Origin of the sequence: Streptomyces sp. TM32 (genome assembly GCF_004122755.1) — a bacterium.
In the GTDB taxonomy this organism is placed as follows: domain Bacteria; phylum Actinomycetota; class Actinomycetes; order Streptomycetales; family Streptomycetaceae; genus Streptomyces; species Streptomyces sioyaensis.
Genome location: NZ_SDIG01000071.1, coordinates 17,843 through 30,976, shown reverse-complemented (window position 1 = coordinate 30,976; position 13,134 = coordinate 17,843). Strand labels below are relative to the sequence as shown.

General features: G+C 67.5%; 16 protein-coding genes and 1 pseudogene. 5 read left to right on the top strand and 12 right to left on the bottom strand.

The genetic code is table 11. From position 1 onward, the window contains the following. Positions 1-141: 141 nt before the first annotated feature. The 4 genes and pseudogenes from EST92_RS32250 to EST92_RS17440 all read right to left on the bottom strand — a co-directional run bounded on the left by EST92_RS32250 (position 142) and on the right by EST92_RS17440 (position 1,873). Positions 142-295, bottom strand: a pseudogene (locus EST92_RS32250) (DUF5999 family protein). Between the two features lie 27 nt (positions 296-322). Continuing rightward, positions 323-844 (bottom strand): hypothetical protein, encoded by a 522-nt coding sequence (locus tag EST92_RS31815; RefSeq protein ID WP_216849110.1) that lies wholly within the window; start codon positions 842-844, stop codon positions 323-325. Positions 845-954: 110 nt separating this feature from the next. After that, positions 955-1,212, bottom strand: coding sequence for a hypothetical protein (locus tag EST92_RS32245; protein ID WP_254068880.1), 258 nt, complete (start codon positions 1,210-1,212; stop codon positions 955-957). A 220-nt stretch (positions 1,213-1,432) separates the two neighbouring features. Next, entirely contained in the window at positions 1,433-1,873 is a 441-nt protein-coding gene (locus tag EST92_RS17440; RefSeq protein WP_129281832.1) for an ATP-binding protein, read from the bottom strand. Between the two features lie 218 nt (positions 1,874-2,091). Here EST92_RS17440 and EST92_RS17435 point away from each other — a divergent pair, with 218 nt between their 5' ends. After that, entirely contained in the window at positions 2,092-2,883 is a 792-nt protein-coding gene (locus EST92_RS17435; RefSeq protein ID WP_174244042.1) for an aminotransferase class IV family protein, read from the top strand. 21 nt (positions 2,884-2,904) lie between these two features. Then, positions 2,905-3,831, top strand: coding sequence for an SUMF1/EgtB/PvdO family nonheme iron enzyme (locus EST92_RS17430; protein ID WP_254068879.1), 927 nt, complete (start codon positions 2,905-2,907; stop codon positions 3,829-3,831). A 71-nt stretch (positions 3,832-3,902) separates the two neighbouring features. On the opposite strand, the gene EST92_RS17425 is transcribed toward EST92_RS17430, so the two are convergent. Beyond that, positions 3,903-4,298, bottom strand: coding sequence for a hypothetical protein (locus tag EST92_RS17425; protein ID WP_129281830.1), 396 nt, complete (start codon positions 4,296-4,298; stop codon positions 3,903-3,905). 152 nt (positions 4,299-4,450) lie between these two features. Between EST92_RS17425 and EST92_RS17420 the strand changes: the two genes are divergently transcribed. From EST92_RS17420 to EST92_RS17410, 3 genes are read left to right on the top strand one after another with little or no spacing between them, the layout of a single operon-like run. Beyond that, positions 4,451-5,551, top strand: coding sequence for a hypothetical protein (locus tag EST92_RS17420; protein ID WP_129281829.1), 1,101 nt, complete (start codon positions 4,451-4,453; stop codon positions 5,549-5,551). 16 nt (positions 5,552-5,567) lie between these two features. Continuing rightward, positions 5,568-6,236, top strand: coding sequence for a YdcF family protein (locus EST92_RS17415; RefSeq protein WP_129281828.1), 669 nt, complete (start codon positions 5,568-5,570; stop codon positions 6,234-6,236). After that, positions 6,178-7,005, top strand: coding sequence for a WbqC family protein (locus EST92_RS17410; RefSeq protein WP_129281827.1), 828 nt, complete (start codon positions 6,178-6,180; stop codon positions 7,003-7,005). Before EST92_RS17415 ends, EST92_RS17410 begins: the two co-directional genes overlap by 59 nt. 94 nt (positions 7,006-7,099) lie before the next feature. On the opposite strand, the gene EST92_RS31810 is transcribed toward EST92_RS17410, so the two are convergent. From EST92_RS31810 to EST92_RS17375, 7 genes are all read right to left on the bottom strand, one after another. Beyond that, the gene (locus EST92_RS31810; RefSeq protein ID WP_254068881.1) at positions 7,100-7,534 is read right to left on the bottom strand and encodes a hypothetical protein; all 435 of its coding nucleotides are present in this window, start codon (positions 7,532-7,534) and stop codon (positions 7,100-7,102) included. Then, a complete protein-coding gene (locus tag EST92_RS17400) occupies positions 7,534-8,040 on the bottom strand; it encodes a hypothetical protein (RefSeq protein WP_129281826.1) in 507 nt (168 codons plus the stop codon). The genes EST92_RS31810 and EST92_RS17400 overlap by 1 nt, the downstream gene beginning before the upstream one ends. Further along, positions 8,037-9,485 (bottom strand): TraM recognition domain-containing protein, encoded by a 1,449-nt coding sequence (locus EST92_RS17395; protein ID WP_129281825.1) that lies wholly within the window; start codon positions 9,483-9,485, stop codon positions 8,037-8,039. Before EST92_RS17395 ends, EST92_RS17400 begins: the two co-directional genes overlap by 4 nt. Before the next feature lie 41 nt (positions 9,486-9,526). Further along, positions 9,527-9,781: a hypothetical protein gene (locus EST92_RS17390; protein WP_129281824.1), complete on the bottom strand. Its 255-nt coding sequence runs from the start codon at positions 9,779-9,781 to the stop codon at positions 9,527-9,529. A gap of 8 nt (positions 9,782-9,789) precedes the next feature. After that, positions 9,790-10,110, bottom strand: coding sequence for a DUF6238 family protein (locus EST92_RS17385; RefSeq protein WP_254068878.1), 321 nt, complete (start codon positions 10,108-10,110; stop codon positions 9,790-9,792). Between the two features lie 62 nt (positions 10,111-10,172). Then, the gene (locus EST92_RS17380) at positions 10,173-11,609 is read right to left on the bottom strand and encodes an ATP/GTP-binding protein (RefSeq protein ID WP_129281822.1); all 1,437 of its coding nucleotides are present in this window, start codon (positions 11,607-11,609) and stop codon (positions 10,173-10,175) included. Beyond that, on the bottom strand, positions 11,606-13,132 hold the full coding sequence (locus EST92_RS17375; RefSeq protein WP_254068877.1) for an SCO6880 family protein: 1,527 nt from the start codon (positions 13,130-13,132) through the stop codon (positions 11,606-11,608). Before EST92_RS17375 ends, EST92_RS17380 begins: the two co-directional genes overlap by 4 nt. Between the last annotated feature and the right edge of the window lie 2 nt (positions 13,133-13,134).

The following is a 13,134-nucleotide window of genomic DNA, read 5'->3' as shown; positions in this document are numbered from 1 at the left end:
ATACACCACGGGATACAGACGACGGTCCAGCCCCACCAGAGACTTCACGAAAAATCACCCTGACGAGCTGAAATCAGTAAGCTCGCACAGCCCAGCGTCCATAGCCGCTGAAACGGCATGTCCATCTCGCAAAGCAGCACGTCAGACCAGCCCTTGTGACTGGGAGATCGACATAACCTCGAAGAACAGGACCCCGTTGCACAAACCAGCCCTGCTCCGGGTGGTGCGCCACCAGTTGCGCGGCCTCCCGATCGGAAGCCTCAGGCGGCGGGCATGGCGGCTGATGCTGGCACATGAGGGAACTCCGGAATCGGGGGTGTGGTTACGCCGTCGGGGCGTGCTGGTTGATCGCTGCTGGTCGACCCGCTTCTGGGCGGGTCGTGGCGAACCGGCCAGCAGCGTCGGGGACCTGGGGGTGGAGGTGGCGGCCTGACCTCTCATGGCTGCCAGCCGTCCGCCAGTGCCAGGAGGGGTCGAGGCGCTGACGTCTCCATCGACGGCGACGAGGCATGGTCTGGCTGATCACGAGCAGGCGGTGAGCAGAGTGGTTGAGGACGCGCAGCCGTTGTCGTGCCGGGTAGTTTTGGCTGACGTGGGTGCCGTCGACGAGAGCGCGAGCGTGGTCGACCACAGCGATAGCCAACGGCGACCGTATGGCGCGTTTCGTACAGGTAGGCAGGAGATTGGTGATCAGCGCCTCCACTGCCGGTACATGAAGGCTGGCATAGAGGTCGGCGTCGTCACCGGCCAGGCATTCGCGGGCCGCGAGGATCACTTGACGGGCATCCTCGCGCACCACCTGATGCTCATCACCATGCACCGCGGCGGTGATGGCATCCAGCAAGGTGGGCCTGGTCACTGCTGTCCTCGTCTTTGTCACGCGTAGGTGTCCAAGTGCCTCAGCAGCGGACTCGACCCGGAGTTCCGGCCCGATGTGCAAGGAGAGAGCGCGTGTCATTTGTCGTCTCCCATCAGGTCGAGGAGGGCGACAATGGTGAGGGCATACCGGCGCAGGTATGACAGTTCCTCGCTCGGAGCCGGCCGTTCGTCGCGCAGAGCGAGCAGACGGCGCAGCTCTTCCGTCGGGTACATCGCCACGCGGTGCGGGACCACTTGCACGAGCTGGTACGTGGCCCGGCGGAACCGGGTGGCGATCCGCGCCGTGTCCTCCTCGCTCAGCGGCTCGGTCTTCAGAGGCTGCTGACGGGGCAAAGGGAGGCCGAGGCTAAGAGTTCGTCGCGCCTCCGGTTGGCGGCAGGAGGCGCGGGTCGGTCACTCAGGACTTCCTCAAGAGTGGCGATCAGGTCGTAGCTGATCCCCTCCTCCGCGAGGGAGCGGGACAGGCTGTGGGCGAGCCGTCGCTTTGCCACGTCCTTGGGGGTGATCGGCCGTCGTACCGGCGCGGATGCGGTCACTACGGCGGCTGCGGCCATCACGGCCTCCCCGTGGAGAGGCAGAACTCGCACCAGGTCGTCGTGCCGCCGTCACTAACTCCCCAGTCCGTCGCGAGGGATGCGACGAGGAACAGGCCGCGCCCGGAGATGTCCCCGTCGTCCGCATGCCGGAGCTGAGCCGGGGCCGGATTACCATCGCTGACCTCGATGCGCAGCAGGTCTGCGGTGTACCGCACGATCAGTCCCACGGCTCCGTGACCGTGCACGATGCCATTGGTGACGAGTTCGGAGAGGGCTAGCACGATGCTCTCGGACAGCGGGGCAGGCACGCGCCACAGTCGTAGGTGAGCCGTCGTGATCCTCCGCATACGGGCGACGTGGGCCTCAACCGGCTTGACGGCTACCGCGAACCCCGTGCCGCCGTGCAAGGTCTTCGGGGACACCGTGGCAGCGGGGGCCGCGGCCGTGGTAAGGGTCATCGGGAGCCTCCCGGGTGGGCAGGGTGGGGGGAGCGTGAGCCTTGCGGGCCGTAGCGTCGCGCAGCTCGGCACGCCTCGAAGATCACTGACTGTGTTCGCTCGGTGACCAGCGAACACCGTGCGGTATAGAAGGGGGAAGGAAGTTTCGGGGAAGTTGACGCGTCAGTAGCTGCCGAACAGGTGCCGGAGCCGGGCGCCTCCCTGCCATGCTGGGCCGCATGCTCACACTTGATGGACAGCCCGCCTCCGCCGCTGACTTGCAGCCCTTGGCCCTCACGAACCTTGCGCACTTCACGTCCATGCGGGTCGACACCGATGGCTCGATCCGCGGTCTCTCCCTGCATATGGAACGACTCGTACGGGACTGCAAGATCGTCTTTGGTGCCGACCTGGATACCGGCCGCGTTCGCGACTACGTCCGTCGTGGTCTGGAAGGGCAGGACAGGCCGTGCACCGTCCGCGTCACGATTTACGACCCGAAGGTCGACATGGGCCGCCCGGCCGACGCCGACGATCCACACATCCTCGTGTCCGTGCGCGGGGCCGGCATGATTCCCCCCGCGCCGTTGCGCGCAATGAGCGTCACGTACGAGCGTTACTTGCCCGAGGTCAAACACACAGGATTGTTCGGGGCCTTGAACGCCCGCCGCACAGCGCAACTCGCCGGATACGGAGACGCGCTGTTCGTCGGACGCGACGGCTACGTATCCGAAGGTGGCACCTGGAACGTGGGCTTCGTCGACGGAGAGGGATCCGTCGTATGGCCGAAGGCACTCGTCCTGCCCGGCGTGACGACGGCCCTGCTTCAGCAGCACAGCACGGGCATCGAGCACCACACCGTGACCGTCACCCTTGACCAAGCCAAGGGCATGGCCGCCGCCTTCGCCACCAACACCTCCATCGGTGTCCGGCCGTTGTCGGCCATCGACGACACGACCTTGCCCACCGAGCACCCTGTACTGAGCGCGCTCACCGACACCTACCTGGCCATCACCGGAGAAACCCTGTAGACGAAGGGCGAGGGGGCGAGCGTGGCGACAGGTGGCGTCACTCGATGGACCGGCCGTGAGATCGCTCTGCTGCGCGAAGCACTGCGCATGGACGGCGAGGAGTTCGCGGCGAAGGTCGGCATCAGTCACCGTCAGCTCAAGAACTGGGAAGGCCGCGGAGCGACGATCTCGCCGCGCCCGAGCAACCAGGCCGCACTGGACACCTTGCACTCCACGGCGCCCCTGGCCGCCCAGTGGCGCTTCGCTCAAATGCTTACCGAACACGCTGCGGTGGGTCATGACGAGCGCACAGAGGAGCTGCTGCGCCGTGACCCGCGGACGGTCCGCCACCCCGTCGACGGCAAAGTCATGGCGCTTGTCGAGGAGGGCATCTACCTTTCCGGGGCGGGGAACTCGTCGGTATGGCTGAATGAGTTCCGCATCGACGTGTACCCCACGACCAACCTTGACTACGAGGGGTTTGTCCGTGCCACCGGGCACAAGCCGCCACAACACTGGCCGACCGGCGGCCGTTGCCCGAGCGGCCTGCGTGATCACCCCGTGGTCTGGGTGACCTGGCACGACGCCAACGCGTACGCGCATTGGGCGGGCAAGGCGCTCCCTACGGCCCGGCAGTGGGAGAAGGCGGCCCGGGGCCCGAAGGGGCGCGCGTACCCCTGGGGGGAGGAGCCGACAGCCGCGAAGTGCAACACCGCCGAGTCGGGCATCGGCTCCACCACACCAGTCGCCCGCTACCAGTCCGGCGTCAGCCCGTACGGCGTCCAGGACCTGTGCGGCAACGTCTGGGAGTGGTGCTCCACGCCCGGCACTGACGGGCCCGACCGGTACCAGCTCAAGGGGTCTGCGTTCAGCAGCCCGTTCGAGCGCGCTGCGCCGGCACTTGAGAACGCAGCGAACAGCTCCATGAAGGACAACGACACGGGGTTTCGCTGCATATCTCCCACCTGATGCTGCTGTGTCCTGCGAGCGCCCTCTTGCCGAAGCCCGTTCCGAGTGCGCAGGAACCGCTGATAGGGCCGTCACGACTCGGCCTCCAAGACGGGACCACGCTCCGGCCGGAGGCCGGCGGGCTGTCCCCGGCGGGTACCACGCACCAAGAGCAGGCGTGCCCCAGCCGCATCGAGCCGTTGCGTGCGGTCCAGGGCTATCTCCTTCGGGCCAAGGTGTGAGGGGGCGGGCAGGACGACCCCATAGCAGCCGGGCACCTGGAGCGCTTGCAGTAGGCCAGTGAATGCGGCCGCTGTCGACGTGCAGCGCTCGGTGAACAGGCCGCCCAGCGTCAGTTCATGGATTTTGCAGTATTCGATGACAGCTATGGTCAGCGCCTGCTGCCGAGCTGCAGAGTGTCCCACCAGGCGCAGGAAGCCGTAGACGACGGGACCTCTGACTTTGCGCTGCTCGGTGAGAGGTTCCATGATCTACCGCCCAAGGGATCGGAGAACTCGGCCAGTTCGACCCTCTCGCTGTGCGAGTGCCACGGGAATCAACGGCTGTTCCACTTGTGTCCCACTTCCGTCCCCACCGCTGCACGTGCCGTGCTTCCATGACGGACGGAAGGGAGCGACGCGTGGCGACCGTGCACGAATGGACCGGCCTGGAGGCCCGTGCCCTGCGTCAGGCTCTCCGGATGAGCGTCCGCGGCTTCGCCGAGCGCCTTGGCGTTGCGGTCACCACGGTCTCGAAGTGGGAAAAGCTGCTGGCCGGGACCAAGCCCAACGCCGACAGCCAGGCCATCCTGGATACCACCCTTGCTCAAGCCGACTCGGCGGCGCACCTCCGGTTCGAGACCTATCTCTCCGAGACGGGACAGGCAGCGGCAGGGCTGAACCGGCGGGTTACTATCCCGCGCCCGCGAGCCTGGCAGTACGAGGAATGGGCGGACGATCTCGAACGCACGGTTGTCGCGCTCTCCCGCCAGAAGTTCCGCTACGCGGACGATCTCCTGCACCGCTGGACTGCCCGCTTCCAGCCCTCTGACCTGGATGATCGCGGTCTTTACCTACTTGCCCGGTCCACGACGCTGCATGGCGATCTCCGGCGTGACCAAGGAGAGGTCCTTGGGCCGTTGTCCGCTCAACGCTCCTACGCAGGGGCACGGTCGATCTTCGCCCAACTGGAGATTCCACGCCGCGTTGCGCAGCTCGATCTCTCCCTGGCCGTCGTAGCGGAGATGGGCGGCGAGCTGGATACGGCGGCCCGCCGGTACGAGGATCTAGCCGTCGATGATCGCTTGGGTCGCAGGGACCGAGCTCGGGCACGCTTGTGGGTGGGAACGGCCTTGAGTAAGGACGGAAACCACGACTACGCCGCCCGCGTCATGCAGGGTGCCATCCACGAGTTTGAAGACCTCTCCGAACCCGACGATTGGTCGGTGGCCCACCAGAAGCTTGCCTTAGCCTGCCGCGGCGCGGGCGACCTGGACGCCGCCCTACGGCTGATCGACGTCGCTCGTAGTACCTGTGTGGCTGACTCGCCCATGCAGCGAGTGCGCCTGGACACCGCGTACGGCCACATCCTGCTGTCCGACCCCGTCACCCTGGATGATGGGTTCCGTGTCCTCGAGGGCGCTCAGAAACTTGCCGCCGAGTTCGGATTGAGCCATCAACTCCGAAGCATCGAGGGCATCCGGAAAGCGAGCCAGGGGGCACCCGGCCCCCTGCGACCGTGACCAGGGAGACAAGCGAGTGACGGACAACCAGCGGGCCATCACCGACGACCAGCGGCAGCGGGCCAAGCTGATCTGGGCCTACCACCAGATGCACCACGACGTGCAGCCCACTGACGCCGCGATCGGCCTCGGCAGCCACGACCTTGGGGTACCCGCCTACTGCGCCCAGCTGTACCGCGCCGGCCTCTTCCCGACCCTGGTCTTCACGGGCGGCCCCAACCCCACCGCGCCGGAACGGTTCCCCCGCGGCGAGGCTGTGCACTTCCGCGAGCACGCACTGAACCTCGGAGTGCCGAACGAGGCGATCCTGCTGGAGCCCAAGGCACGGAACACCGGGCAGAACATCACCTTCTCCAGGGACGCCCTGGCTGCCGCAGGCATCAAACCAGGCACGGTACTGCTGGTCTCCATGCCCTACATGGAGCGACGCTCCTTCGCCACCGCCCGCAAGATGTGGCCCGAGGTCGACGTGATCTGTGCCTCAGAGCCACTGGAGTTCGACGACTATCTCAAGAGCATCGGTGACGAGAAGCTCGTCACCGATCAGCTCGTCGGCGACCTCCAGCGGGTGATCGAGTATCCAGCGCTCGGGTTCGCCATCGAGCAGGAGGTTCCGGAGGACGTGCATGCTGCGTATACGTCTCTCATCCACGACGGCTTCACTAGCAGGCTCATCGCCGGATGATCCGACTCCAGCGGGAGGGCTCTGCGCAATCCACCAGCCGAACCTGTTCCCGAGGCTGAGCACCCTGGCAAAGCTGTTCGCGGCGGACTACTGGATCGTCCTGGATGATGTGCAGTTCGCCCGCCGCGATTACCAGCACCGCGCCCGGCTCGCCACCTTGGGCTGCTCGCAGCAGCGCCAGTGGCTCACGCTTCCCACTCATCTGCCCGAGGGGCGAGCGACCATCATCAAGGAGGCCCGACTCGCCGACCCCGAACGGTCACGTCGCCGGATCGCTCACATGCTCTCCCAGCACTACGGAGGGAGCCGCTTCTGGCCTGCCCTGCGCTCTGAACTCGGAGCAGTCACCGATAAGTTTGCAGCTACCGACAAGACGGCAGTGATCGCGGAGGCGTCCATCCGCCTCCTGCTCGGACTCCTCGGCTGGAAAGGGCAGATCCTACGCAGCAGTGAGTTCACCGTGCGGGCGGATCGGTCTCTACGGCTCGCCGACCTTGCCCTGGCCACGAACGCTAGTGGCTACCTTTGCGGTACGGGCGGAATGAAGTATCTCCGCACCGAGCCGTTCACCACCCGGGGTGTGGCCGTGATCCCGTTCCACACACCAGTGGACGGCATTTGGCAGGGCGCGCGAGACACCAGTGCGCTCCGCACCCTGATGGTGTACGGCCCTGATGCTGTGGCCGCAGAACTGAGCTGCCGCGCGGAACAATCGGCACCAACATGGTCCGGCGAGATGCTGAAGGACTACTGGGCCAAAAAGACCTGACCAGTACAGGTCATGGCCCGTGGCTCCTGATATACTGCGGCCCGGCACCCGAGGAATCAGGGCGTTCCTCAAATGCCGGGCCGGGCTTGCCTCGCTAGATGGCTGGTGCGTCCGGCTCTGATGGGTGAGGGGCCGCCGAGGCAGCTGTGCTGCTGTACGCCGATGGCCGCGTCCCCCCAGCCGGACGTTGTTCTGCGGAAGCGACGGACCTCGGCACTGCCTCGGTGCGCTGCTGCTCAGTGATCATCGTGAACACCTGCTCCGCACGGTCCAGGGTCAGCCGCATCGCGCCGTAAGGGCCGACGGCATATCCCGTTCGGTACCCGTGCAGATGTAGCTCCTTCACAGCCTGGACTCCCGCATCGGCTTCGGCGACGTCGTTCGGTGGGACAAGTACGTGCATCTCCTCCTCCCACTCCCAGCCGAGGTCACGGAGCACGGTCCGGGCCTCCGCCTGCTCCCACCCACTTCGGGCTACCAGGCCGCGGTTCGGGTCCGCAGCGAAGATGATGTCCGGGTTCGTCATCATCACGCCGCCTCCCCGACCAGGCCGGAGGACGGCGGCGGGCTTGAGTCGTCGGCGGACGTCGTCGGCCAGGCAGCGAGCTGGAAGCGGGCGGGGCGGTCTTCGTGCCGCCCCACTCGGCACTCGTCTCCGGCCTTACCCAGTGCCTTGTTCATCCGTGTGAGGAATCGGTCGTACTGCTCGTGCCAGGTGACGGACGAGCCCGCGGCCGCGTACGCGTCCCCCCTGGCGAAGGCCAGGGCCGCGATCTCGTACGCCAAGCCCTCATGCTTCGCCCAGCAAGGCGGGATGACCTCCTGCGGCTGCCAGGCGTACCGCCCGTTCAACCAGCGGCACACGGAATCGAGCCATGTGGGCATCGGCTCGATCAACTCCGCTGGCAGGGCGCCGAGGTCCCACGGGGCGGGGCCGTCGACCACGGACTCCTCCGCGCTCCGCTCCGCGATGTACTCCAGGATCAGCGCGGGCGGCTCGGGGAACGGCTCGAAGGCGGAAAGGGCGTTGGTCATGCGGCAGCCGCTCCTTCACGGCCGGCCCACGCGGCGGCGTGAGCCTTGGCCTGGTTCTTTTTCTTCGTGTTTCGCCGAGTTCGCTCGGCTTCGTTGGTGGCTCGCAGATTGCGAACGTGACCCTCGATCTCGGTCCACGATTCCCACGTCCACATGCCGTCGAGTTGCGTGACGACTGGCGGGAGGTTGTCCGCGAGGACCAGAGCATGGCCCTCGGGCAGGCCCCTGATCTCGTCTCCTCGCAAGACCGGTTCCAGCGCCATGTGTGTGGCAGTTGAGTGGCCGCCACGGTCCCCGCCGGACGTGGTCTTCGTCGTGCGCTCGCGTTCGACCTGACCGCACAGGTCGGACATGTCCTTGAGGAAGTCGGGGTCCTTGTCCCCGCTGAAGACCACAACGTTGTTGGTGAAGGCGGCCAGCTCCTTCGCCGTATCCTCACCGAAGCGGGCACGGGCGGATGCCCAAGCCTGGAGTCCGTAGATGACCGTGATGCCACGGCCCCGGCCGTCGGCGACGCGTTGGCGCAAGCTGGGGATGGGCGCGATGTTCGGCGCCTCGTCCAAGGCGGCGAGCAGTGCGGGATCGAGTCGCCCGGCCGGGGAGGCGATGGCGTGAGCCTCCGCAAGATCCAGCAGGTCTTCGGCTATTGCGGTGGTCAGCGGGGCGACGCTGTTCACCTCGGAGTCCTTGCCCAGCAAGTAGAGGGTGCCCCCGGCGTCGAGGAACGCGTCGAAATCCGTCGGGTCCTCACCTTCGCCCTGAAGAGCATTGACCACCGACTGGTGCATGAAGGGCTCAAGGGCCGCGTCGAGCGTGCTGGCGGTGTTGCCGACGGTGCGGCTGTCGCCGGAGGTCGCCGTGCGAAGCATGTCCGCCCAGCCGGGGCCGGCGCCGGGGTGAGCGTCGAGGATGCCGAGCGGCGCCGGGTCGGTGAGCTTGCGGCTCCACCGAAGTACCCAGTCCAGGGACGCGCCGTCGAGAGCGGCAGCGTGGAAGAAGGCGGCGAGGATCTTGGACGCCTGTCCCTTGTAGAAGGCGCTGCCCTCGCTGGACTGTGCCGCGCTGTTGGGAGTGCGCGAGCCTGCGACGAACGCCTTGGCCCTCATCATCGCGACTTCCGTTTCGGACGCGCCGTTGATTGGCGTCCACCGGAACTTCGGGAGGCTCGGAGCGATGTTCTGCGGGTCGAAGACCGCGACGGGGCGGCCGTCCCGTCGCCGGGCGTCGAGGGTCAGTTCGACCAGGTCGGGCTTGGTCGAGGTGGCCAGGACCGGCCCGGCCCAGTTTCGGACGAGCGGTGCGAAGAATCGCAGGGTCTTTCCGCTGCCCATGGGGCCGATGACCCGGCATGCCTTGTCGGCGCGGGACCACAGCTCGACTCCCTTCGGGCGTTGCGAGGTGCCCAGCGAGTAGCCGAAATCGTGAGGATCGAGGGGGTGGTGCATAACGTGCTCCGGAACGAGGTGGGAGACGAGGAAGGGAGAGATCAACGAGCGGCGGAGCCGTCTTTCGCGAAGCTCACTCCTGATGCGCGGGCCGGTCGGCCGTCGTCGCTGGTGAGGGAGGGGCGGATCTCGGTGGCCCGCAGGACCGCCTTGGCTGACAACTGGCGCTTCAGCTGTCCCTTGCTCGCGAATCCGGCGTTGCGTCGGCTCCGGTTCAGCAGGACCCAGACCGTGACCAGGGCCACCGCGCACACGACTGTCAGGGCGTACAGGGCCAGGGAGATTCCGCCAGGCATGATGTCCACTACTCGGCCCTCCGCGCGGCGCGGGCCGCCAGGTAGCGCATCCGCCGACCGCACAGCCGCGACAACGAAGCGTCGGGCCCGGCACAGCGCGGGGGCGCTGTGTGAAAGGCGCTGTGCAGGTCCTCGGCGGCTCGCCAGATGTGGGTGACGGCCGTGCGGACGCGGCCCCCGGCGGCGGAGTAGTCGCCGTGGTCCAGTACGACGGCCAGCGCCTTCGTTCGTCGGGCGAGGTCGAGCGCTTCGGCGTGCAGCTGGTCGATGTCCTGTCGCGCCGCGTGCTCGTCGGCCGGGAGCGTGGTGTGGTCGGGGGTTAGGGTCATGACGGGGGCGCGCTCCGAATCTGAGTGGAAGGGGTAGGCGGCGGAGAGGTGGCGGTGCCTGCTCATTCGGTGTCCGGGGAGGTGCTGGTCAGGTCGGTCATCGAGCCGGAGGAGAAGCACAGGTGCTGTTCGGCCTCGACCAGGAGGTGTTGGACGCCGGGATAGATGACTTCGCCGACCTTCCACAGCGCGATCCCGCGGCGAAGGCGCATGATGTGCTCCGCCGTCCAGGCCGGCAGGCCCAGTCGGGTCACCGTCGCTTCCGCCTCGGCCTTCTTCTGGCTGTAGATCACGATGGTGTCGGCCATCTTCAGAGCTGCTTGGGTCTCCGGGCTGTCATCGATGTCCGACAGGTGATGGACGATGAAGATGCAGGACAGGCCATAACCCCGCGCGAATTTCAAGAACTTCTCAAGCAGCGAGGCGAGTTGGGGCGTGCCGAGGATGTGCCACGCTTCCTCGCACACGAGGATGCGCTTTCGCTGGGTGTACCGGCGGCAGCCCGATGCGCGGTTCGGTCCCAGCTCCCAGGCTCCGGAGTTCGCGTCGACCACGATGCGGTCGTGCTGCCCCGGCTCCGTCCCGCATTCGCACAGTGGGCGATGCCAGACCTCTTCGAGGAAGACGCTGATGACGGCGACGAGGATGGTCATGGCGACGCCGCCGGATGGGACCTTGGTCAGGTCGAAGACGATCATGTCGGCGTCGAGGTCCACGCCGAGGCTGGTCGGCCCGTCGAGCATGCCCGTGAGGTCCCCGGTTGCGTCCTGCTCGCTTCCGCAGAGCCGGTCCAGGACGTAGGACGCCTCCAGGCCGTCACCGAGGAGTTCGTCCCGCGTCCGCTGCTTGGCCGTCGCGTCGGACTCCTCCGGGGACCGGAGTGCGGCGGCGACGTCGGCGAGGACCGGGGTACGGCCGAGGTCGCCCGCCCGCTGGTGGGCCCGGCGGATCGCGATCCGCAGAGCAGAGCCGGCGAATTCGTCCAGGGCCTTGCCGAGCCCGAGTTCAACGATCGTGCGCACCAGCTCGACTTGCCGCTTGCCCGCGATGGCAGGGTCCATCGGGTTGATGCACGAGGCGCCACGGCCACCGCCGGGGGCGAACTTCACCGGGGCCTTGCCGGTGAGCGAGCGGCCGAGCGCTGCCCACTCGCCTTCCTCGCGTTCCTTCTGTTCCTTGGTGTCGAGGACGACCACCTGTCGGCCGAGGCGGATCTGTCGCGCGGTGTACGTCTTGGTCAGGGCCGACTTCCCCCGGCCGGTGTCACCCATCACGATCATGTTGCCGCCGGGCAGGCCGTCGCCGAAGGCGCTGAAGGGGCAGTAGATGAACGCCTTGCCGGAGTAGAGTTCCCGGCCGATGATCGCGCCCGCAGTGCCGAGGGTCGGCGGTGCGATGGGCAGGTACAGGGCCTGGCTGGTGGTCGTCTCGGTGTAGAGGGGACGGTGCACCGTCTCGTGCATCGGGGACAGCGGGGCGAGGTCGAGCAGGTCAGTCACTTGATGCCTCCGGCGAGGGGGAGGGTCGTGGCGAAGGCGCGAGCATGTTCGAGGTCGAGCCATTCGATTCGGAGGTGGGCGTTGCGGGCGCGGGAAGCGGTGGTGCGCTTCGTGCGCTCCAGTTCCCCGGCACTGCGCGAGGAGATGGTGATGTAGCCGACGACGGCGGAGCCGGCCGCGCCAGAGGAGGCCAGAGCCATGCCCCGTGACCCGGTGGCGTCCGCGGCGATGCGGTCGCGCGGGTCAATGTTCTTGCCGCGCTTACGGTCGCGGTCCATCTCGGCCTGGTTGTTCGTGTCCTCCGCGAGCATGCGCTCCACGGCTTTGTCGTTGGGTTCGAGCTGCTGCGTGATCGAGATCGTGCGGATGACGTCGGGCATCCCGATCAGCAGGGGCGACAGGAAGTCAGGACCGACGGGGGTGGTGGGCCATCCGACCACGGCGGCCGTTGCGTGGTACCAGCTCTCGGTGGAGCCTGCCGCGCGGGTGGCTACGTGGGCGCCGTCGCGGACGTCGACGTTGCGGGGGAAGGCATGCGCCTGCGGGAGGTCGGTGTCCCAGATGGCGTGGTCCGGGTCGTAGCTGTTGCGGATGAACGCGGTCATCCGGCCTTCGTCCAGGGGTGCGATCACGGAGAGGTCGGCGTCCTCGGCGCGGGACCACAGCTCATCCAGGTACGCGGCCATGGCGGCGGCGACTCCTTCGTCACCGGTTCCGCGGGCGGCACCCTCGGCCGCCAGGTCGCGGGTGAACTTCGCGTGGATGGTGATGTAGTAGCGGTGCTCCTCCGCAGAAGTGGACACGGCGTTGGCCAGCACGTCGTACGAGTCCTTCAGCCACTGCGGCGCGTCCGTCGTCGCGGCCGACTCGTCGCGCTGCGCGATGAACCGTTGGTGGGCGTAGGGGTCGGACTTCATCTGCCGGGCAAGGACCTGAATCCGCTTCACCGGGTGCTCTTCGACGTTGCCGAAGGCGTCGAGGAGTTCGCTCCAGCGCTCCAGGGCGACAACCTGTTCACCGACCTCCTTGCCGCCGAGGCCGGGCGAGGCGATCTCCAGAGTTGCCGTGACGCACCCGGCCTCCGGCTGGAGGACCACGACGGCCTGCTGTCCGCGGACCGTGACCGGCACCCACGTCATCCCGGTGACGCCCTCCGGCTCCGCCAGAGCGGCGTCCGGCGGGGTGCCGTCGCGGCGCACGCCGGCCTCGAAGGCCGGGGACACCCACACGCCGCCGGTGCGGCGGAGCGCCTTGTGGTGGTAGCGGTTGATCCGCCACCAGCGGTACAGCGTGCGCCGCTGGGACGTGCCCTTGGGGCGGTACGGGGCGTACACGATGACCAGGGCGAGCAGCATCGGCAGGACGAGGCTCGTCGCGGCGATGGCCGTCACGCCGTTGAAGAGGTAGCCGAGCAGGATGCCGGTGACGGCACCGCCGCCGAGGACGACCTGTTCGCCGAGGTCGCGGCGGCCCACCAGCCCCGTGGGACGGTGCTTTCCGAACTGATACGTACGAGTCGACATGG